Genomic DNA, 21981 nt, shown 5'->3' on the forward strand with positions numbered 1-21981 from the left:
GACTCGTGAGCCCTCGAAAACAAATCGTGTACCATTTTTATATTTATCTGGAACAATCGAATAGTTTTTTGAGAACATCCGGTACTCCGCTGTGACCGTACGACCAAAGTGGGTCGCTAAACGACGTATTTAGTCTAATTTTCACAACCGCAAGTCATCATGTAGTATGCCCAACCGTGCACTACATAATGAAAATCTGAAAAAGCGCATAAGCTCCGCAGAGTGAGGCAAGCAATGACTGAACACGTTTAGTCTAATTTTCACAACCGCAAGTCATCATGTAGTATGCCCAACCGTGCACTACATAATGAAAATCTGAAAAAGCGCATAAGCTCCGCAGAGTGAGGCAAGCAATGACTGAACACGTTCAAGTCGGTGGCCTGCAGGTCGCCAAAGTCCTGTTCGACTTCGTGAACAACGAAGCCATTCCCGGCACCGGCATTACTGCCGACCAGTTCTGGGCCGGCGCCGACAAGGTCATCCACGACCTGGCACCGAAGAACAAAGCCCTACTCGCCAAACGCGACGATTTCCAAGCGCGAATCGACACCTGGCACCAGACGCATGCCGGCCAGGCCCACGACCCGGTGGCCTACAAAGCCTTCTTGCAAGACATCGGATACCTGCTGCCAGAAGCCGCAGACTTCCAGGCCTCGACCCAAAACGTCGATGACGAAATTGCCCGCATGGCCGGCCCTCAGCTGGTGGTGCCGGTGATGAATGCCCGTTTCGCCCTCAACGCCTCCAACGCGCGTTGGGGCTCGCTGTATGACGCGCTGTATGGCACCGACGCCATCAGCGAAGCCGGCGGCGCCGAGAAGGGCAAGGGTTACAACAAGGTCCGTGGCGACAAGGTCATCGCCTTCGCCCGTGCGTTCCTCGACGAAGCGGCGCCGCTCACGGCGGGCAGCCACGTCGATTCCACCGGCTACAAGATCGTTGATGGCAAGCTGATCGTGAGCCTTAAAGGCGGCAGCAACAGCGGCCTGCGCGACGATGCCCAGTTGATCGGTTTCCAAGGCCCAGCGGCCGAGCCGATTGCAATCCTGCTGAAACACAACGGCCTGCACTTCGAGATCCAGATTGACGCCAGCACCCCGGTCGGCCAGACCGACGCCGCCGGCGTCAAAGACGTGCTGATGGAAGCTGCGCTGACCACCATCATGGACTGCGAAGACTCCGTCGCCGCCGTCGATGCCGACGACAAAGTGGTGATCTACCGCAACTGGCTCGGCCTGATGAAGGGCGACCTGGCCGAAGAAGTGGCCAAGGGCGGCAAGACCTTCACCCGCACCATGAACCCCGACCGCGTCTACACCGGCGTGGACGGCCAGGACGTGACCCTGCACGGCCGTTCGCTGCTGTTCGTGCGCAACGTTGGCCACCTGATGACCATCGATGCGATCCTCGACAAAGACGGCAACGAAGTGCCTGAGGGCATTCTCGACGGCCTGCTCACCAGCCTGGCGGCGATCCACAGCCTCAATGGCAACAGCAGCCGCAAGAACAGCCGCACCGGTTCGGTGTACATCGTCAAACCGAAAATGCACGGCCCCGAAGAAGCGGCGTTCACCAACGAGCTGTTCGGCCGCATCGAAGAAGTGCTGAACCTGCCGCGCAACACCCTCAAAGTCGGGATCATGGACGAGGAGCGCCGTACCACGGTCAACCTCAAGGCCTGCATCAAGGCGGCCAGCGAGCGCGTGGTGTTTATCAACACCGGTTTCCTCGACCGTACCGGCGACGAGATCCACACCTCCATGGAAGCCGGCGCGATGGTGCGCAAAGCGGCCATGAAAGCCGAGAAATGGATCGGCGCCTACGAAAACTGGAACGTTGATATCGGCCTGAGCACCGGCCTGCAAGGGCGTGCGCAGATCGGTAAAGGCATGTGGGCGATGCCCGACCTGATGGCGGCGATGCTCGAACAGAAAATCGCTCACCCACTGGCTGGCGCCAACACCGCGTGGGTCCCATCGCCGACGGCGGCAGCGCTGCACGCATTGCACTACCACAAGGTCGATGTGTTCGCGCGTCAGGCCGAACTGGCCACGCGCGAGCGTGCGTCGGTGGACGACATCCTGACGATTCCTCTGGCCAGCAACACCGATTGGTCCGACGAAGAAATCCGCAACGAACTGGACAACAACGCCCAAGGCATCCTCGGTTATGTGGTGCGCTGGATCGACCAAGGCGTAGGCTGTTCGAAAGTGCCGGACATCAACGACGTCGGCCTGATGGAAGACCGCGCTACCCTGCGCATCTCCAGCCAGCACATCGCCAACTGGTTGCGCCACGGCATCGTCAACGAAGCCCAGGTGATGGAAAGCCTCAAGCGCATGGCGCCGGTGGTAGACCGTCAGAACGCCGGGGATGCGCTGTATCGCCCGCTGGCACCGGATTTCGACAGCAACATCGCGTTCCAGGCGGCGGTGGAGTTGGTGATTGAAGGGACTAAGCAGCCTAACGGTTACACCGAGCCGGTGTTGCACCGCAGGCGTCGTGAGTTCAAGGCTAAAAACGGCCTGTAAAAGAAAAGGCCCTGATCGCGAGATCAGGGCCTTTTTTACTAAGTTGTGTAGCGATTGGACTGGCGCTTTCGCGAGCACAGCCAAAAAATCAGGAAGCCATGCCCAACTCGCGCTTGACCATCTTCGCCAGCTTGCATACTGGCGCTTTCGCGAGCACAGCCAAAAAATCAGGAAGCCATGCCCAACTCGCGCTTGACCATCTTCGCCAGCTTCACGCTATCAATCGGCTTGAGCAAAAAGTCCACCACGCTCAAATGCATTGCATCAATCACATCCGGCGCTTCGGCGTCCCCCGACATGATGATGATCGGCAACGCCGCGCGCTCGGAACTGCGCACTTTCTCGATCAATTTAAGCCCGTTGCTGGGCTCCATGCGCAGATCGGTAATCAACAGGCCAATGGAACTGCTGGATTCCAACAAATCCCACGCCGACTCACCACTGTCGGCGGTCATGCAGCGAATGCCGTCCAGGCCCAGGATCTCCGCCAGTAGTTCGCGCGCGTCCTTGTCATCATCAACAATCAACACGCGTTGTGGCGGTAGATCGGGCTCCAGCATCACGGCGCTCAGCGCCTCGCGCTCGGCATCACTCAAAATATCGTGGTCGGACATACGTTTCTCAGCAGTTCTCATCAATCTCGCAGCACACTCGTCAGACATCTGCGGAAGTGCGAACAATGTGCACTTCGTCGGAAAGTTTGCCTAGTGGGCGTTCTACGGGGTTTGGACGATAGTCGTGTAAGGTTTTTCCCTATTCGTGAATGGATTTACCGCTACCTAGACTTACGTCCAATGGGCACCCAGGGCACGGGGGCCGACCATAAAGAACGATAACGACAAGAAACTGCGGTCACTGTTATGAGTAAAGCTGATGCTTTCACGCAGGCGGGAAAAACTGCCGTGTTGCAGAACATCCACGGCACCCTGCAATTCCTGCAACGCTTTCCCCCGTTCAACCAGATGGAAAACGCGCACCTGGCGTTTCTGGTCGAACAGTGCCAATTGCGCTTCTACGGCCAAGGCGACAGCATCCTCACGCCGTCGGGCGGGCCGGTGGAGCACTTTTACATCGTCAAGCAGGGCCGAGTCGTCGGCGAACGCCCGCTGCTGAATCAAGATGCGACCGAAACCACCTTCGAAATCGCCACCGGCGAGTGTTTCCCCCTCGCCGCACTGCTGGGCGAACGCGCCACCCGCACTGAGCACAAAGCCGCCGAAGACACCTTCTGCCTGCAACTGAACAAGCCGGCGTTTATAAAGCTGTTCGCGCTTTCGAGCCCGTTTCGCGACTTTGCCCTGCGCGGCGTCAGCAGCCTGTTAGACCAAGTGAACCAACAGGTGCAGCAAAAAGCCGTGGAAACCCTCGGCACCCAATACTCATTGAACACGCGCCTGGGCGAATTGGCCATGCGCCATCCGGTCACGTGCAGCCCGAACACGCCGCTGCGCGAGGCGGTGACGCTGATGCATGAGCAGCAGGTGGGCAGCATCGTGATCGTCGACGAACACAAGGCGCCTCTGGGGATTTTCACCCTGCGCGACCTGCGCCAAGTGGTGGCCGACGGCACCAGTGACTTCAATCAGGCCATCGCAGGCCATATGACCCAGGCGCCGTTCTATTTGAGCCCGGACCACAGCGCCTTTGACGCCGCCATTGCCATGACCGAGCGGCACATCGCCCATGTGTGCCTGGTGAAATACCAGCGCCTGTGCGGCGTGGTGTCTGAGCGCGACCTGTTTTCCCTGCAGCGGGTGGACCTGGTGCACCTGGCCCGCACCATCCGCAACGCGCCACGGGTGGAACACCTGGTGGCGATTCGCGGTGAAATCGGCCAACTGGTGGAACGCATGCTGGCCCATGGCGCGTCCTCCACCCAGATCACCCACATTATTACCCTGCTCAACGATCACACCGTGTGCCGGGTGATCGAGCTGACGTTGGCCGACAAAGGCGACCCCGGCGTGCCATTCAGTTGGTTATGTTTCGGCAGCGAAGGCCGCCGCGAGCAAACGCTGTTTACCGACCAGGACAACGGCATCCTGTTCGACGCCAAGGACGCCGCCGAAGCCGACGAGATTCGCGGCCGTTTGTTGCCCCTGGCGCAGCAAATCAACCAGAGCCTGGCGTTGTGCGGCTTCAGTTTGTGCAAGGGCAATATCATGGCCGGCAACCCCGAGCTGTGCTTGTCGCGGGCCGAATGGGCGCGGCGCTTCGGGGCATTTATCCGTGAGGCGACGCCGGAGAACCTGCTGGGGTCGAGCATCTATTTCGATTTGCGCGTGGTGTGGGGCGATGAACAGGGTTGCGAGCAATTGCGCCAGGGCATTCTCGATCAGGTCGCGGATAACCGGCTGTTCCAACGCATGCTGGCCGAGAACGCCTTGCGCCAGCGCCCGCCGGTGGGTCGCTTCCGGGACTTTGTGCTGACACGCAAAGGCGGCGAAAAAGCCACCCTCGACCTCAAGGTGCAGGGCCTCACACCCTTTGTGGATGGCGCGCGCCTGCTGGCCCTGGCCAACGGCATCCACGCCAACAACACCCTGGAGCGCCTGCGCCAGTTGGTGGATAAAGAGGTCATTGAGCCCTTGGACGGCGCCGCATACGAAGAGGCCTACCACTTCATCCAGCAAACCCGCATGCAGCAGCACCAGTTACAAACCCGCGAGAACCAGCCGTACTCCAACCGAGTCGACCCCGACAGCCTCAACCACCTGGACCGGCGCATCCTGCGTGAATCCCTGCGCCAGGCCCAGCGCCTGCAAAGCAGCCTGACCTTTCGGTATCAGCTGTGAGCTTGTTCGACTGGCTGCGTACGAAAAAGCCTGGCCTCGACGCGGTCCAACAGCGGCGCCTGGAGCAATTGCCCAAACCCGCAGTGCTGGGCGACAACGCCTTACGCAGCCAGCGTTGGGTAGTGGTCGACCTGGAAACCAGCGGCCTGAACCTCAACCGTGACCAGGTGTTGTCCATCGGCGCCGTAGTGATTGAGGACGGCGCCGTGGATTTCTCGCAAATGTTCGAGCGCACCCTGCACCGAGCCGAAACAAAACTCAGCCCCAGCGTGCTGATCCACGGCCTCGGCCCCAGCGCCATCGCCGCCGGCAGCGACCCGGTCGAGGCGCTGCTGGATTTCCTGGCGTTTGTTGGCGACAGCCCACTGCTGGCTTTCCACGCGCCGTTCGATCAACACATGCTGTGCCGGGCACTCAAGGACAGCCTGGGTTATCGCCTCGCCCATGTTTTTTTGGACGTTGCCGACATCGCCCCGCTCCTCTGCCCCGAAGCGAATATCCGTGAAGCCGGGCTGGACGACTGGATCAGCCACTTCAAGCTGCAGGTGGGTGAGCGCCATCACGCCAGCGCCGATGCCCTGGCCACGGCGGAGTTGATGCTCATCCTGTTTAGTCGTGCGCGCCAGCAGCACATCGACTCCCCGCAAGCGCTTCAGGAACGCTTGAGCCAATGGAAACGGCGACGGCGTGGGAATGATCGCCCGACAGACGCCAATTGCGCCCACTGCCTGCCTCTGACACAATCGCGAATAATTCTCGTTAGTTTAAACCTCTCTTTTATTCGGTGATGCCTTGTCGTCGGTCCAAAACCCACACAGTGAGCTTGTTGGCGCGTTGTACCGCGACCATCGTGGCTGGCTGTTGGCGTGGTTGCGCCGCAACGTGGCCTGCCCGAGCCGCGCCGAAGACCTCAGCCAAGACACCTTCATGCGTCTGCTGGGCCGTGAAGAGCTGCGCGAACCCCGCGAGCCACGCGCGTTTCTGGTGGCGATCGCCAAAGGGTTGTTGTTCGACTACTTCCGGCGCGCAGCCCTCGAACAGGCCTACCTCACCGAATTAATGCTGATCCCGGAAAGCGAACACCCTTCACCGGAAGAACAGCACCTGATCCTCGAAGACCTCAAGGCCATCGACCGCCTGCTCGGCAAGCTGTCGAGCAAGGCCCGCGCCGCCTTCCTCTACAACCGCCTCGATGGCCTGGGCCACGCCGAAATCGCCCAGCGCCTCGGCGTTTCAGTGCCGCGCGTGCGCCAATACCTGGCCCAGGGCATTCGCCAGTGCTACATCGCGCTGTATGGCGAGCCGTTGTGACCGCGATCAGTTCCAAACCGGTCTCGGCCCGTGTGCTGGATGCTGCGATTGCCTGGCAACTGTCCCTCGACTCGGGCGATGGCAGCGTTGTGGAACAGGAAGAATTCGCCAAATGGCTGGCCAGCAATGACGAACATGCACGCGCCTGGCGCCAGTTGGGCATGCTCGACCAGCGTTTCAGCGCGGCCGCAGGCCCGGCGCGGGCGGCGTTGTTGCAGTCACGCGAGGGCATTCGCCAGCGCGTGCGCAAGCTTGGGAGCGGCTTGGCGAGTATCGCGTTGGTGTGCGGCCTGGCGTTGTTTGCCGGCGAGCGTTACGTGCCGATCCACTACTGGCTGGCCGACCAACGCACCGCCACGGGCGAGCAGCGCACGCTGAAACTGACGGACGGCACGCTGATCAACCTCAACACCCACAGCGCCATCGACGTGCGCTTTGATGAAAAACGCCGGCTGATCGTGCTGCAGGAAGGCGAAATCCTTGTCGAAACCGGCCACAACGATGCCCGCCCGTTCTATGTCCAAACCCGCGACGGCAGCCTGCGGGCCCTGGGCACGCGGTTCATCGTAAAACGCGAAGACGACGCCACACGCTTGAGCGTGCTGCAGTCCGCCGTCGCCGCCCAGCCAGGGGCATTGCACACGGAACAGATTTTCAAACAAGGCCAGCAAGTGCTGATGCGCAGCCACGGCCTCGGCCCTGCGCTTGCCGTCACCCACGCCGCCGACGCCTGGACACGCGGCATGCTGGTGGTCGACAACGCCCGCCTGGGCGATGTGGTCGAGGAACTCAGCCGCTACCGCAGCGGCTATTTGGGTGTGGATAAAAGCGTGGCCGACCTGCGCATCACCGGCAGCTTCCCGCTGCACGACACCACGCTGGCGCTGAATGCGCTGCTGCCGACCTTGCCGGTGCAGATCGAGCAGCACACGCCGTGGTGGACCAAGGTTATCGCAGGGCCAGCGCAAGGTGGGTCCATCAGCCATAACTGAATTAGGGTTATTTCGAAATAGTCCAAAGAACTGTCATATCGCCCCCCGCTATCCTGAGCCCTGAGGGCCATGCAGTTCGAACAGTTGTGAGCATTCACAGATTTATTTTCGCTTGGCCCTATCACTTTTTGACTCTCGCTCGGCACCTAGGCAATTGAGAAATGTTTCCATTCAGGAGCCGTCCTATGTCCCGCACGCTAGACACCTTGTTGCGCCCCAGCCTGTTGGCCGTGGCCATTGCCCTCAGCGCCCCGCTGGCCAGCACCGCGCTGATCGCCGCCGAACAGGCTTCCAGCGTGCGCGCGTACAACCTGCCGGCGGCCCCATTGGCCAGCACCCTGAACCAGATCGCCAGCCAAGCCGGTCTTGCGTTGACGCTTAATCCTTCGCTGGCATCGGGCAAGACCTCGGTACCGGTCAAGGGCCCATTCGATGCGCAAGGCGCGTTGCGGGAAGCGTTGCGGGGGACTGGGTTGCAGTTGGAGCAAAGCAGCGCGGGGACTTATTCCCTGGTTGCGATTCCTGACGGGGTGGTTGCATTGGCCGAGACCAGCATCATTGCTCAAGGCAACACTGAAAGTGCATGGGGGCCGGTGACTGGCTATCTGGCGACACGCACCGCAGCGGGCACCAAGACCGATACAGCACTGGTTGAAGCGCCGCGCTCGATCTCCGTCGCCACCCGCCAGCAGATGCAGGACCGCAACGTCCAGAACCTCGATGACGCGGTTAAATATATGCCCGGCATCGTATCTTCCAGCTACGGCAGCGACACCCGTTACGACTGGATGCGCGTGCGCGGTTTCGAACCCACGCAGTTCCTTGACGGCCTGCCACTGCCACGCGGTGTGTATGCCAACCCAAACAGATGAGCCATGCTATCCAGCTGCAATACGGCAGTGACAACTACCGCCAGATCAACTTTGCCAGCACCGGCAAAATCGATGATGAAGGCCAGTTCCTGTATGGCGTCAGCGGCGTAGTGCGCGATGCCGACACCCAGGTCGATCACATCGACAACAAGCGCTACAACATCGCGCCGAGCCTGACCTGGAATATTGATACCGACACCAAGCTGACTTTCCTGTCGCAGTTCACCCGTGACGATACGGGTGCCACCAGTCAGTTCTTGCCGATTGTGGGTACCAAAATCGACTCTGCGCTGGGCAAAGTCTCCCACCACAAAAACCTGGGCGACCCGGATTACGAGTTCTACGACCGCACCTACTACGCGCTGGGCTATGCCTTCGAGCATCGTTTCAACGATACCTGGCAGTTCAAGCAGAACCTGCGCTATACCAAGTCCGAGCTGTCATTCCAGCAACTGACCGTGGGCGCCTTCGGCTATTATCCGGTTGATGCAGCGGGCAATATCGACCGCACCTCGACCAACGTGGACGAGAACATCGGCCAATTCGCGGTCGACAACAACTTCCAAGCCGACTTCTCGACCGGTGATGTCACCCATACTCTGCTACTGGGCCTGGACCACCAGCGCACCGACACTTCTTACCTGTCGATCTATGGTGGCGCTGGGCGCGTCAACATCTTCAACCCCGTCAACACAACACCGGTAGTGCGTCCGGCACGCGCCGATGCTTACTACGACTATAACCAGAAGACGATACAGACCGGCCTCTATGTGCAAGACCAGATGGCTTTGGACAAATGGCGCCTGACCCTCGGCGGGCGTGAAGACTGGGTGCATCAAGGCACGACCTACTTCAACAAGAACGACGCGACCAATACCGACCGCAGCAAAAACTTCAGTGGCAACGCGGCACTGAGCTACGTGTTCGACTCGGGCTTTGTGCCATACCTGTCCTACGCCGAATCTTTCCAGCCCGCCAGCAATGCCAGTGTTGACCCGCTCAAGTCGTACAAGCCCACCGAAGGCAAGCAATGGGAACTGGGGATCAAATACCAGCCGCCCGGCTCAAACACTTTGCTGAGTGCGGCGGTGTATGACCTGACTCAGAAAAACGTGCTTGTCTCTAGCACCGGCGCAGGCGGCCAGTGGACCGACTACACCTGGCACAACGGTGTACTCGATGGTTTCGGCATCGGCTTTGGTGCCCGCTACACCGGCAACACCTATGGCGACCAGGCCAACACATGGCTGGGTAAAGCAAATGCCTACACCGTGTTCGACGGTGCCGTGCATTACGATCTGGGCAGCCTCGACAGCAGCCTCAAAGGTGCCTCGTTGAAACTCAACGCCACTAACCTGTTCAACAAGGACTACATTTCCACCTGTGATGCTTCCTACTGCTACTTCGGCGACCAACGCAGCGTAGTCGCCAGCGCCACCTACCAGTGGTAATCGGCTGAGTTAATAACTAGGCCGTCCTTCGGGGCGGCTTTGGTGTGTCTGAAGGTTCGAAAATGAAAAGCAAAACCATCCGCCACTGGTCCTTCATCCACACCTGGACCAGCCTGATCTGCACGGTGTTCCTGCTGCTGCTCGCCCTCACCGGCCTGCCGTTGGTGTTTCATCACGAGATCGATCACCTGCTGGGCAACGAGCCCGAACTCCAGCAGATGCCTGCCAACACCCCACAGCTGAACCTTGAGCAACTGGTGGCCAAAGCCCAGGCGCATCGCCCGGGTGAGGCGATGCAATACCTGGCGTGGGACGAGGACGACAAGAACGGCGTGATCGCGATCATGGCCGCGACGGCCGGCACCGAACCCAACGCGTCCCACACCTTCATGCTCGATGCGCGCACTGGCGAAGCCGTGGAAACGCCGGCGGCCAATGGCGGGCTGACGCTGTTCCTGCTGCGCCTGCATGTGGACATGTTTGCCGGCCTGCCGGGCAAGTTGCTGTTGGCGTTCATGGGCCTTCTGTTTGTGGTGGCGATTGTTTCCGGCACGGTGCTGTACCTGCCGTTCATGCGCCGCGTGAAGTTCGCCACTGTGCGCCAGGACAAATCCACTCGCCTGCGCTGGCTTGACCTGCACAACCTGATCGGCGTGGTCACACTGACCTGGGCGCTGGTGGTGGGCGTGACCGGCGTAATCAGTGCCTGCGCCGACCTGATCATCGCCGCGTGGCGCCAGGACAGCCTCAGCGCCATGATCGAACCGTACAAAAACGCGCCGCCGCTGACCTTGCGTGCACCGGCTACCGAGCTGCTGAGCATCGCCGCCAAGGCCGCGCCCGGCATGCAGCCAGACTTTATCGCCTTCCCCGGCACGCGCTTTTCCAGTGAGCACCATTACGCCGTGTTCATGAAGGGCAGCACGCACCTGACCTCGCACTTGCTCACGCCGGTGCTGATCGACGCCAGCACCCTGGCCGTCACCGCTATCGCCGAGCGGCCGTGGTACATGGACGCCATGGGCATGTCCCAGCCGTTGCACTTCGGTGACTACGGCGGCATGCCGATGAAGATCCTCTGGGCGCTTTTGGATGTGCTGACCATCATCATGCTGGGCAGCGGCGTGTACCTGTGGATCGTGCGGCGCAAGGCGGCCCAGGTATGAAGCCGCGCCAGTCGAATTTCTGGAAGGTGTTTGGCATACCGCTGGGGATTGGCGTGCTCAGCGCGGCCGGGTTGTTTGCCGCGTTGCTGGGGGATGGGCTGTGGGATTCGCTCAGTTGGGTGGGGTTGGGGGTTCCTGCTGTCATTGGTGTTTGGGCGTTATTTAAGCGGCGCGGCTGAGGGCGCTATCGCAGGCAAGCCAGCTCCCACCTTGAAATGCATTCCCCTTGTGGGAGCTGGCTTGCCTGCGATGAGGCCGCCAAAAACACCCACCCACCACTCGCCAGCCACCGAGCAACCCTCTAGGCTAGCCACTGCCCATTTCGAGGAATGCCCATGTCCGCGCCCAGCATGACCTTGTTTCACAACCCGGCCTCACCCTTTGTTCGCAAAGTCCGCGTGCTGCTGATCGAGACCGGCCAGCAGGACCGTGTGGCGCTGCACGGCTGCATGCCGACGCCGGTCAACCCGGATGCGCAGCTGGCTCGCGAAAACCCCGTGGGCAAGATCCCGGCCCTGCGCCTGGCCGACGGTTCGGTGCTGCACGACAGCCGGGTGATCCTCGACTACCTGGACCACCAGCATGTCGGCAACCCGCTGATACCGCGCGACGGTTCCGCCCGGTGGCGCCGCCTGACCCTAGCCTCGATGGCCGACGGCATCATGGATGCCGCCGTGCTGGTGCGTTACGAAACCGCCATGCGCCCGGCAGAAAAGCACTGGGCCCAATGGCTCGATGAGCAGCGCAACAAAATCCGCCGCGCCGTCGCCGAGTTGGAGAAAGAGGCGATTGCCGAGCTGGCCAGCCGCTTCGACATCGCCTCCATCAGCGTGGCCTGCGCGCTGGGTTACCTGGACTTCCGCCACCCTGACCTGCAATGGCGCACGGCTAACCCCAAGCTTGCCGATTGGTACGCCGAGGTCAGCCAGCGGCCGTCGATGTTTGAGACCCAGCCGCCGGTCTAGCCTGCCTTGAGGCAAGCCCGCTACCTGTGGCAAGCGGGCTTATTGGAGCGCACCTGTGGCAAGCGGGCTTATTGTGGCGAGCGGGCTCGCCACAGGGAGCCCATTTACCACAAAAAACAGCGCGTTAATTTTGCCTATCAGCTGCGCCCTCACCTGCTGATCTTCGCGCAACCCGATCATTGCACCTCCTCCAGATCAAACTGCACCTTGCGCTTGCCCACGCCATACCAATCCAGCTTGCGCGTCAGCACCATCACCGTGCCCAGCAGGCCGAACAGCAACAGCGAGCCCATCAGCAGCGCGTAATCCTCGGCGCTCAACAGCCCGTACAACAAGCCATACAACGCCGCCAACCCTGCCGAAAAGCCCAGGCCATGGGCGATGCTGCGCAGCACATGGCACACGTAAAACCCAATCAACAACACACAGGCACTCGCCGACAACAGGTACGCCAGGCCAAAGCCAATGTGCTCGGACAACGACAACAACAGCAGGTAAAAGAACGCCAGGGCAAAGCCCACCAACGCGTATTGAATCGGGTGCACCGCCAGGTTTTTGAGCACCTCGAACAGAAAGAAGCCGGCGAACGTCAGGGCGATAAACAGCAGCGCATATTTGATCGCGCGGTCGCTCTTGAGGTACTGGTCCACCGGGTCGATAAAGCGCACGCCGAAGCTGCGGCTGTTGAAGTCGTCACACACCTTGTCCCACTCGCAGCCGCGCAGGGTTTCTTCCAGGTTGGTGGCGAAGAACGTGGTCTGCCAATGGGCGCTAAAGCCTTGAGCCGTGACCTCACGCTGAGCTGGCAAAAAGTTGCCGACAAAGCTTGGGTGCGGCCAGTTCGACGCCAGTTTCACCTGGCTGGTCTTGCCCACCGGCACCACTTGCATCTGCTCGGTGCCTTGCAGGCGCAGGTCAAAGGCGAAGTCAAACGGGGCTGGTTTTTTGCTGTCTTGCTCGGGCAGCATCACGTGCACGCCCTCGCCCAGCCAGGCCACTTGAGAACCGGGCGCGAACTCCAGGCGTTGGCTGCCGAGTTCCAGCTTCAGCGCATTTTCGATGCCGCGAATGTCACTGATACCCACCGCCAAATACGCCGGTTCAAAACGATAATCGGCAAAGTTTTCCGTGATGCCCAACTGCGCAGGCAGCTCAAAACGCCCACTGATGCGGTTGTCTGCATGGAACAGCCGCGCCTGGTAAATGCCCCGCGAGCGCAGCTCGGTTTGCACCTTGCCGTCGAGTTCAAACTGCTCCGGCAAGAAATACAGACGACCGCGCACTTCACTGACTTGCTCGTAGCGTTCGTTGAGCTTTTCATTGAGCTTCCACTCACGGACGGTCTTGCGATAGGGCACTACCATCACCGGGCCGGTGAGGCGCTGGCTGTAGCTTGAGCTGCGGGCGATGTCCATCAATACGCCATCGCGCATCTGCTGGCGGTCGCTGATGATGCCGTTGATCATCAGCAACGGAATCAGCAACAGCAGGATCAGCAGCGCAATCGCGCCAAGTTTGAAAAGCAAGCTGCGGTTCATGGGTCTCTCCCTGTTTTGATGGGCAGAGCGTGAACCGCGCGTATGGGAGATTTATGTGGGCAATGTGGAGACTGTGTGGAGATGCAGCACCACTTGCACGCCGCCTTGCACATTGCCGATCTGCAGGGCGCCGCCGTGCAGCTTCACCACTTCTTCGACAAAGTTGAGGCCAAGGCCGGTGCTTTTGCGCCCGCTGGTCGGGCGTGGCAGGGAGTAAAAACGCTCACTCAGGCGCGGCAAGGCGTAGTCGGGAATCGGCGCGGCCTGGTTGAACAGGCTCACCTGCACGTCGTTGTGCTGGGTGTGCGCACTGAACCTCAACGTGCCACCGGGTGGCGTGAAGTCCAGGGCGTTATCCAGCAGATTGCCCAAGGCCTGGCGCAGCAGGAAAGGCTCGCCGAACACTTTCACATCCGCGGTAATCGCCTGTTCGACGTGTAACCCGGCGCCTTCGATTCGCGCGCATTGGGCCTTTAGCACCTCGTCGACCAAGGCGGCCAACGGCATGCTGATTTGTTCTTCCAACCCCTGGCGCTGTTCCACTTGGGCCAGGTTCAGCAGGCGCTCGATCAACTGCTGCAAGCGCGCACTTTCACTGTCGATATTGCCGACGAAACGCTGCTGCTGCTCGCGGGTCATGTCACCCTGCAACAACTCCGCCGCGCCACGAATCGCCGCCAGCGGGCTTTTCAATTCGTGGGTCAGGGTGTGCACGTAATGCTCGACGTAGGCCTTGCCTTCCAGCTGCGTGCGCATGTGCTCCACAGCGGTGGACAGTTGCTTGAGCTCGCCGCCACGATAATGCGGCAACTCGGCACGCCGGCCTTCGCTAACGGCCTGCGCATACGCCGTGAGCCGGTGCAGCGCACCGCTCAGCCACCAGGACAACAGCGCGCCGAGCAGCAGGCCGAGAATCACCAACCCTGCGCCGTACCACAGCAGGCGATGCTCGGTGCGGTCGACATAGGGCTGCAACGAGCTGTTGGGCTTGGCCACAGTGACTACGCCGATGATCTGGCCGTTGTCGCGGATCGGCGCGCCCACGTGCATCACCGACGAGTTGGGGTCATCCAGTTCGCTTTTGGTCGAACGGGCGCCGTACTCACCGCGCAGGGTCAGGTACACGTCGTTCCACTTGGAGTAGTCCTGGCCCACCGCTTCGCCCGTCGAGTCGAGCAACACGATGCCCTTGGCGTCGGTCACGTAGATACGGTGGTTGACCTGGTTTTTCGGCAGGCCCCAGATGGTCGCGCCCGGTTGGCGGTTGCCATAGGCCTTGAGCAACTCTGGCCAGTGGCTCTGGCCAAGGGTGCCGTTCTTGACGTCCAGCCGCAGGATTTCAGCCAGCAGGTTGGCGGTATCCACCAGGGTTTCTTCGGTGGACTGGCGCACGCCGGGGCGGATTTCCTTCATCACCGTGTTGAGCACGAAGTAGCCGGTCAGGCCGATAAACAGCGCGTACACCAGGAAAATCCGCAGCCCCAGGCGCATCAGCTGTGGCTCGGGCTATAGCTGTAGCCCAGGCCACGATGGGTCTGGATCGGCTCGGCATCGGCGGCCACGCTACGCAGTTTGCTGCGCAGGCTTTTGATATGGCTGTCGATATTGCGCTCGTAGCCAGCGTCGGCGGGCACGCCCACCGCATCGAGCAATTGCTCGCGGCTGAATACGCGCTCGGGTTGCTCGAGCAGGCTTTGCAACAGACGGAACTCATGACGGGTCAGGCTCAAAGGCTGGCCGCGATAATGGATCTGCATGCGCTCCAGGTCCACCTGAAACACGCTGGGCGCAACACCTGGGCCGACGCGCTTAAGGATCGCCCTGACCCGCGCCGCCACTTCCCGTGGGCTGAACGGTTTGACCACGTAATCGTCGGCGCCGATCTCCAGGCCCACCACCCGGTCAATCTCAGCATCCCGCGCACTGAGGAACATCACCGGCACTTCGCTGAAACGGCGCAATTGCTTGCAGGTTTCAAAGCCGCTGATGTCGGGCAGGCCGATGTCGAGAATGATCAGGTCCGCCGGCGTCTGGCGTTGGTGGGCCAGCGCCTCCTGGCCGAGGCTCAGCCAGGTGGTGGTAAAGCCTTCGCCTTGCAGGGCGAAAATCAGCGTGTCGGCTATCGCCGCTTCGTCTTCGACAATCAGGATATGCGGCATGTGGGTCCGTCAGCAGTCCGGTTTGTCAGCAGTGTAACGACGTGCCGGGTTTACCGCTGCGCCGAATTCACGCAGAGCTTTGGCGCCGATCAGCAGCGGGTAGTTGAAGCTGCTGCGGTCGGTGAGGTTGACCTCCACGGTGCGTTTGACGTTGCCCAGGCACATCTCCAGGTCGATGACCGGGCGCTTGGCCACGGTGGCTTCGTCCTTGTCCTCATCTTCGTCGGCGCGGCTCTTGATCTTGCTGATGCGCGAGACTTTGTGTTCGTAGACCTTGTTGGTGGTGTCCTTGCCGCCGAGGCGGAAGCGCACCCAGTCGTCGCCATCGCGGGTGAAGGTCTCGATGTCACGGGCCGACAGCGAAGCCGTCAGTGCGCCGGTGTCCATCTTGGCCTTGAAGGTTTCGCCGATCTCCGGCAGCTGGATGTATTCGTAGCGACCGTAGAGGGTCGGTTCGGCAGCCATGACCGGCAGAGCCACCAGGGCGAACGCAGCAAGGAGCAATTTCACGAAGTGATTTCCTCGAAAGAAGTAGGCGGATTCTAGACCGCAAAAGCAGCACTTAGTTAGCCCCGCCATCAGCACTTCCATAACATTCGTGCGGCGATTTGCGATTTGGCCTCTAGACTCAGCTTGCTTATCATGGCCCGCCCACAGGATTCCAAGAGTTACTTATGCGCCGCCTGCTCACCGGCTGTTTCGTCACACTGCTGTTATTGCTCAACACCCTGGTGCTGTTCGGCCCGTTGATGGTGTTTGCCCTGCTCAAGCTGGTGGCCCCCGGTCGCTATCGCGACTATGCCTCCTGGGCGGTGATGTGGATCGCCGAAACCTGGGCAGAAATCGACAAGCTGATCTTTTCGCTGTGCATCCCAACCCAATGGGAGATCCGCGGCGGCGGCGACCTGCGCGGTGACACGTCCTATCTGGTGATCAGCAACCACCAATCCTGGGTCGACATTCCGGCCCTGATCCAGGCGCTCAACCGGCGCACGCCGTTTTTCAAATTCTTCCTGAAAAAGGAGCTGATCTGGGTGCCCTTCCTCGGCCTGGCCTGGTGGGCGCTGGATTACCCGTTCATGAAGCGCTACACCAAGGCATTCCTGGCCAAGCACCCGGAACTGGCAGGCCAGGACCTGAAAATCACCAAAGAGGCCTGCGAGCTGTTCAAGCGCCAGCCGGTGACGGTGGTCAATTACTTGGAAGGCACGCGGTTCAGCGCGGCCAAACACAAGCAGCAGGCGTCGCCGTTTGCCCGGTTGCTCAAGCCCAAGGCGGGCGGCGTGGCGTTTGTGTTGGCGGCGATGGGGGAACAGCTGGACGCGGTGCTTGATGTGACCGTGGTCTATCCATCTCAAAAGCAGCAGCAAAAGATTCCGGGTTTCTGGGATTTGATCAGCGGCGCGGTGCCAAAAGTGATCATTGATATCCGCACCCGCGAGCTGGACCCGGCGTTGTGGCAGGGCGATTACGAGAATGATCCGGCCTTTCGCCAGACCGTCCAGAACTGGGTGAACCAGCTCTGGAGGGAGAAGGACGCGCGCATCGCTCAACTGCGCGCGGAACGTATTTAGCTGCCAGTGCCCCAGGCCGAGGCCAGTTTGCCCAGCACCGACTCGTTGGGAATGATCCGGCCTTTCGCCAGACCGTCCAGAACTGGGTGAACCAGCTCTGGAGGGAGAAGGACGCGCGCATCGCTCAACTGCGCGCGGAACGTATTTAGCTGCCAGTGCCCCAGGCCGAGGCCAGTTTGCCCAGCACCGACTCGTTGGCGCCCTGACCACCCAGGTATTGCAGGATCACCGGCGCAAACTTGCCGATCATGCTGTTATCCATGCCCAGCGCGCTGAACGCGGTGTTCAGGTCGCTGGTGTTCTTGACGTTACCCAGCAAGCCGTCCAGGCCGCTGGTCTTGCTGCCGCCGCTCTGGCCGAGCATCCCGCTCAAGGCGCCAAGGCTGCCCAGAGAGTTGCTCCCCGACAGTTGATCCAAGCCGGGCACGCTCTTGCCCAGTTGCGAATAATCGGTGCCGCTCAGTTTATTTTTGGCCAGCCCCAGCATGGCGCCGGTGCCGCCGACGGCTTGTTCGGGGGTGACGTTCAGTTGCGACGTCAGGGCGCTCAGCAGGGCGGCGGTCTGGGAACTCGGCGCTGCGGCAGCCGCCTTGTTATTGCTGCCCTGAGCGCCGGAGACGGCATTGGCCACGTCACCGAGGCTGAAACCTGCGGCAAATACCGGGCTGGCAGCCACGGTCATCAGGCAGGACAGGGCAAAACCGCGTGAAATCTTCATCAAGACAACCTCTGAATGTAGGAGCTAAAAGCAGGCGTTGGACTGACGGTCCAGAAGGAATGTTCCCACCTAGAGATTAGTTCAGAAAAAGCTGCATCCAAATCACCCGCCCGCGCGTATATCGAACATGCGCCGCCCGGAGTTGGATGGAATGAATGCTCAAGCTGGTCTACCCTCTGCCTACCGTGCGCAGTCCCGTCGCCCTCGTTCGAGAGCCTGGAGAAGCCCTATTTCCATCAACGATGCTGATCTATTGCGGCCCTTGCTGGCCCAGTGCGCCCTGGGCAACCGCCAGGCGTTCGAAACCCTTTACCGCAGCGTTTCGCCACGTCTTCACGGTGTTGCATTGCGCTTCATGGGCCGCGCCGACCTGGCCGAAGAGGTGCTGCAGGAAGCCTTCGTGCGTATCTGGTACAACGCCTCACGCTACGAAGCACACCTGGCGGCGCCCATGACGTGGATGGTCAACATCACCCGCAACCTGGCCATCGACCAATTGCGCAAACACCGCGAACAGCCCTTGGCCGACGGCCAGCAGGACGCCCTGCTCGACGACAGCCCCAGCGCCCACGAGCAACTCAACAACGAACGCGAAGCGCGCGCCCTCAACCGCTGCCTCGACACGCTCGACGGCATGCAGCGCCAATCAGTCACCGTGGCTTACTTCCAAGGCCTGTCGTGCTCGGAGTTAGCCGAACATTTGGCGGCGCCTTTGGGCTCGGTCAAATCCTGGATTCGCCGCGGCATGGAGCGCCTGCGCAGGTGCCTTGAATCATGAACTACCAAACCACCGCCCTGCGCCGCGCCCTGGCCGCCGATTACGCCATTGGGCTAATGCCTGCGACCGCTCGTCGGCGCTTCGACGCCCTGTTATTGGAAGACGCCGCACTGCGCGTCGAACTCGGTCATTGGCAGGATGCGCTCGCCAGCCTGACCGGCGCCCTGCCCGAGCGGCCGGTGCCCGATCACGTGTGGGCAGGCATCAAAGCGCGGATTGAGCCGCAGGTGCTGCATGTGCCGGCGAAGAAACCGTTCTGGATGAGCTTTCGTGTGCTAGCGGCTGCCTGCGCGGTGGTCGTCGCGGTGCTGGTGGGTGTGCTTTATCAGCGTGATATCGGCGCCGAGTACAACGCCACGCTGATCGCGGCTAACCAACAACCGGCGTTGCAGATCCAGGCATTTGGGGATCACCTGCAAGTTGAGCCGTTGACGTTGGCGGCGGTTGAGCCGACGCGTGCACTGGAACTGTGGGCCATTGCGGCCGGCGGCAAACCGATTTCTCTGGGGTTGGTGCCCAGCTCGGGTAAAGGCCGAATCCAGTTGAGCAAGGAACAGCAAGCATTGTTGGCCGCACCGCTGACCCTCGCCGTCAGCCTGGAGCCTGCAGGCGGCTCGCCGACAGGCCAACCCACCGGACCGGTGCTCTATCAAGGCGCACTGGCCTCTCGCTGACACCACATAATCCCTGTGGGAGCTGGCTTGCCTGCGATAGCGGTGGGTCAGCCAGAGACAGGTTGACTGGCCGACCGCAATCGCAGGCAAGCCAGCTCCCACATTTGATCTTCATCGGCTGGGCAACTTTGAAATAACCAGTGCCTCTACAAGAAGTAAATACGCTAAAGAACTGTCATTTATAACAGTAGCCAACACTCTGTATCACCCGCAGCATGAAACATCTGCTCCCCACCGGAAGACATTTATGAAGCGCGTACTGCTTGCGGGCTTGTCTGCAATGACCACCCCCGCTCCCACATTTGACTTCAACCCAGCTCCCACATTTGATCTTCATCGGCTCGTTACGATGCACAAAACGAAGCCGTCACCTGCACCTACAAGGGTCCAATGGGTAATGACGCACAGCTTTCGGTCACGCTCAAATCCGTCGAGGGGTGGAACCTCACGCCTATTGGTTACTGGAAAGGCACCTATTGCGAAGACTCTGACGCCACCAAGTGCTCATTCACCCATCGGTGACCCGCAGTTGATCATCATCGCCCAGGCGACTTGCTCCTGGCGACGGATGGCGCTTATAGTTCGGCGGTCGTCCACATGGCGACACGGGTTTGGCGACTCGGGTGAATGGTGCAAAAGCTTCTGCTTTTTTGCAGGTTCTTTTGCGTCCGCAATAGCTGCTTTCATGGTGGCTGTGCGCGGGAGACCTTCGGGTCTGCCGGTTCCATTCCCGGTTCGCCAACCTGCGTACAGCTGCCACCCAATTCGTTTGGCGACGAATAAGTGTGTAGCCCACCTCTACTTGAATGGGTTTTAAAACATGAACCGATACATGCCGCTCACCGGCCACGACAGCACCACCCCTTCCCTGCTCATCGACACCCAAGTCCCGCTCGACGTCCTCCACGACGCCGCGGTCTACCGCATCCGCGCGGTGACACAAGTCATGGAAAACCTCGCGTTTCGTGAGGGCCTGCACATCGACAATCTCGTCCTCCAGGACTTCGCCCTGCTCTGCGCCATTCCCTTGCGGGACGGGTGCGACCTGCTGGATGTGATCAGCCGGCGGTTGCAGGCCTAAACACCCAGATGCAAAAAAGGGCGACCTATGGGCCTTTCCGATAGTTACGCCGCACTGAACAACTTGTGCGGATCAATCACAAACTTCTTCGGCACACCCGCATCAAACTCGCCATACCCACGCGGCGCATCATCCAGGCTGATCACCTGCACACCCACAATCTCAGCGATGTTGATGCGGTCCCACATGATCGCCTGCATCAGCTGGCGGTTGTACTTCATCACCGGCGTCTGCCCGGTGTGGAAGCTGTGGGATTTAGCCCAGCCCAAACCAAAGCGAATGCTCAGGCTGCCCATTTTCGCGGCGGCATCGACCGCGCCTGGGTCTTCGGTGACGTACAGGCCAGGAATACCGATTTTGCCTGCCACACGCACCACGCCCATCAGCGAGTTGAGCACGGTGGCCGGGGCTTCGGCCTTGGCGCCGTCATGCCCGTGGCCACGCGCTTCGAAGCCCACGCAGTCAACGGCGCAGTCCACTTCTGGCTCGCCCAGCAACGCGGCGATCTGTTCGTGCAGCGGGGTGTCGGTGGACAGGTCAACCACTTCAAACCCTTGCGCCTTGGCGTGGGCCAGGCGGATAGAGTTGACGTCGCCGATGATCACCACGGCCGCGCCGAGCAGGCGTGCGGACGCGGCAGCGGCCAGGCCGACCGGGCCAGCACCGGCAATGTAAACCGTGCTGCCTGGGCCAACGCCAGCGGTGACGGCGCCGTGGTAGCCGGTGGGCAGGATGTCGGAGAGGCAGGTCAGGTCGCGGATTTTCTCCATGGCCTTGTCGCGGTCCGGCAGTTTCAGCAGGTTGAAGTCGGCGTACGGCACCAGTACGTATTCGGCCTGGCCACCGGTCCAGTCGCCCATGTCGACATAGCCATAAGCACCACCGGCACGCGCCGGGTTAACGGTCAGGCACACGCCGGTGTGTTGTTCTTTGCAGGAGCGGCAGCGGCCGCACGCGACGTTGAACGGCACCGAGACCAAGTCGCCGATTTTCAGGTTCTCTACGTCGCTGCCCTTCTCGATGACTTCGCCGGTGATTTCGTGACCGAGCACCAGGCCGGTCTGGGCAGTGGTGCGGCCACGCACCATGTGTTGGTCGGAGCCGCAGATGTTGGTGGAGACCACGCGCAGGATGACGCCGTGTTCAATCTTCCTGCCACGGGGGTCCTGCATTTTGGGATAGTCGATTTTCTGTACTTCGACCTTGCCGTTGCCGAGATACACGACACCACGATTACCAGACATGCTTTCACCTCGCTGTTGTTTTTATGGAACCGCGTTGCCCAGGCAGGCAGCGCGTAAAATGCTCGGGTACAGATGCTGTTTGTGCGTTGTTGCTGATGGCCTCATCGCGGGCAAGCCCGCTCCCACCTTTTG

Annotated in this window: 18 protein-coding genes and 2 pseudogenes; 13 read left to right on the plus strand and 7 right to left on the minus strand. The window is 60.8% G+C overall.

The genetic code is table 11. From position 1 onward, the window contains the following. Positions 1-353 precede the first annotated feature (353 nt). Positions 354-2531 carry a malate synthase G gene (locus GJU48_RS22345; protein WP_094949488.1) on the plus strand — a complete coding sequence of 726 codons (2178 nt, stop codon included), beginning with the start codon at positions 354-356 and terminating at the stop codon, positions 2529-2531. Positions 2532-2698: 167 nt separating this feature from the next. On the opposite strand, the gene GJU48_RS22350 is transcribed toward GJU48_RS22345, so the two are convergent. Then, positions 2699-3145, minus strand: a complete 447-nt coding sequence (locus tag GJU48_RS22350; protein WP_094949489.1) for a response regulator — start codon at positions 3143-3145, stop codon at positions 2699-2701. A gap of 246 nt (positions 3146-3391) precedes the next feature. Here GJU48_RS22350 and GJU48_RS22355 point away from each other — a divergent pair, with 246 nt between their 5' ends. The 8 genes and pseudogenes from GJU48_RS22355 to GJU48_RS22390 all read left to right on the plus strand — a co-directional run bounded on the left by GJU48_RS22355 (position 3392) and on the right by GJU48_RS22390 (position 12083). Continuing rightward, positions 3392-5326: a putative nucleotidyltransferase substrate binding domain-containing protein gene (locus GJU48_RS22355; protein ID WP_094949490.1), complete on the plus strand. Its 1935-nt coding sequence runs from the start codon at positions 3392-3394 to the stop codon at positions 5324-5326. Then, a pseudogene (locus GJU48_RS22360) lies at positions 5323-6015 on the plus strand (3'-5' exonuclease); the annotation flags it as partial. The gene GJU48_RS22355 and the pseudogene GJU48_RS22360, both read left to right, overlap by 4 nt. A gap of 103 nt (positions 6016-6118) precedes the next feature. Continuing rightward, positions 6119-6637, plus strand: a complete 519-nt coding sequence (locus GJU48_RS22365) for an RNA polymerase sigma factor (RefSeq protein WP_094949492.1) — start codon at positions 6119-6121, stop codon at positions 6635-6637. After that, positions 6634-7629, plus strand: a complete 996-nt coding sequence (locus GJU48_RS22370; protein ID WP_094949493.1) for a FecR domain-containing protein — start codon at positions 6634-6636, stop codon at positions 7627-7629. Before GJU48_RS22365 ends, GJU48_RS22370 begins: the two co-directional genes overlap by 4 nt. A 185-nt stretch (positions 7630-7814) precedes the next feature. After that, a pseudogene (locus tag GJU48_RS22375) lies at positions 7815-9952 on the plus strand (TonB-dependent siderophore receptor). A 62-nt stretch (positions 9953-10014) separates the two neighbouring features. Beyond that, entirely contained in the window at positions 10015-11118 is a 1104-nt protein-coding gene (locus GJU48_RS22380; RefSeq protein WP_094949496.1) for a PepSY-associated TM helix domain-containing protein, read from the plus strand. Further along, complete coding sequence (locus tag GJU48_RS22385; RefSeq protein WP_094949497.1) at positions 11115-11297, plus strand: hypothetical protein; 183 nt, start codon at positions 11115-11117, stop codon at positions 11295-11297. Before GJU48_RS22380 ends, GJU48_RS22385 begins: the two co-directional genes overlap by 4 nt. Positions 11298-11453: 156 nt before the next feature. Further along, entirely contained in the window at positions 11454-12083 is a 630-nt protein-coding gene (locus GJU48_RS22390; RefSeq protein WP_094949498.1) for a glutathione S-transferase, read from the plus strand. 176 nt (positions 12084-12259) lie between these two features. On the opposite strand, the gene creD is transcribed toward GJU48_RS22390, so the two are convergent. Genes creD through rloA2 form a run of 4 tightly spaced genes read right to left on the minus strand, consistent with a single transcriptional unit; the run spans position 12260 to position 16290 of the window. Further along, positions 12260-13621: a cell envelope integrity protein CreD gene (creD, locus tag GJU48_RS22395; protein ID WP_094949499.1), complete on the minus strand. Its 1362-nt coding sequence runs from the start codon at positions 13619-13621 to the stop codon at positions 12260-12262. A 51-nt stretch (positions 13622-13672) separates the two neighbouring features. Beyond that, positions 13673-15112 (minus strand): two-component system sensor histidine kinase CreC, encoded by a 1440-nt coding sequence (creC, locus tag GJU48_RS22400; RefSeq protein ID WP_094949500.1) that lies wholly within the window; start codon positions 15110-15112, stop codon positions 13673-13675. Further along, positions 15112-15780, minus strand: a complete 669-nt coding sequence (creB, locus tag GJU48_RS22405; protein WP_094949501.1) for a two-component system response regulator CreB — start codon at positions 15778-15780, stop codon at positions 15112-15114. The genes creC and creB overlap by 1 nt, the downstream gene beginning before the upstream one ends. 9 nt (positions 15781-15789) lie before the next feature. Continuing rightward, positions 15790-16290, minus strand: a complete 501-nt coding sequence (gene rloA2 / locus GJU48_RS22410) for a retropepsin-like aspartic peptidase RloA2 (protein WP_094949502.1) — start codon at positions 16288-16290, stop codon at positions 15790-15792. 164 nt (positions 16291-16454) lie between these two features. Between rloA2 and GJU48_RS22415 the strand changes: the two genes are divergently transcribed. Next, entirely contained in the window at positions 16455-17354 is a 900-nt protein-coding gene (locus GJU48_RS22415) for an acyltransferase (RefSeq protein ID WP_094949503.1), read from the plus strand. A 145-nt stretch (positions 17355-17499) separates the two neighbouring features. Here the strand turns inward: GJU48_RS22415 and GJU48_RS22425 are convergent, their stop codons facing one another. Then, on the minus strand, positions 17500-18072 hold the full coding sequence (locus GJU48_RS22425) for a DUF2780 domain-containing protein (protein ID WP_094949504.1): 573 nt from the start codon (positions 18070-18072) through the stop codon (positions 17500-17502). Positions 18073-18223: 151 nt separating this feature from the next. On the opposite strand from GJU48_RS22425, the gene GJU48_RS22430 reads away from it, so the two are divergent. The 3 genes from GJU48_RS22430 to GJU48_RS22440 all read left to right on the plus strand — a co-directional run bounded on the left by GJU48_RS22430 (position 18224) and on the right by GJU48_RS22440 (position 20605). Next, the gene (locus tag GJU48_RS22430) at positions 18224-18850 is read left to right on the plus strand and encodes a sigma-70 family RNA polymerase sigma factor (protein ID WP_094949505.1); all 627 of its coding nucleotides are present in this window, start codon (positions 18224-18226) and stop codon (positions 18848-18850) included. After that, complete coding sequence (locus GJU48_RS22435; RefSeq protein WP_094949506.1) at positions 18847-19524, plus strand: anti-sigma factor; 678 nt, start codon at positions 18847-18849, stop codon at positions 19522-19524. The genes GJU48_RS22430 and GJU48_RS22435 overlap by 4 nt, the downstream gene beginning before the upstream one ends. A gap of 832 nt (positions 19525-20356) precedes the next feature. Then, positions 20357-20605, plus strand: a complete 249-nt coding sequence (locus GJU48_RS22440) for a hypothetical protein (protein WP_094949508.1) — start codon at positions 20357-20359, stop codon at positions 20603-20605. 44 nt (positions 20606-20649) lie between these two features. On the opposite strand, the gene fdhA is transcribed toward GJU48_RS22440, so the two are convergent. Further along, positions 20650-21849 (minus strand): formaldehyde dehydrogenase, glutathione-independent, encoded by a 1200-nt coding sequence (fdhA, locus tag GJU48_RS22445; RefSeq protein ID WP_094949511.1) that lies wholly within the window; start codon positions 21847-21849, stop codon positions 20650-20652. Positions 21850-21981: the final 132 nt, after the last annotated feature.

The sequence above is a fragment of the Pseudomonas sp. IB20 genome (assembly GCF_009707325.1).
In the GTDB taxonomy this organism is placed as follows: domain Bacteria; phylum Pseudomonadota; class Gammaproteobacteria; order Pseudomonadales; family Pseudomonadaceae; genus Aquipseudomonas.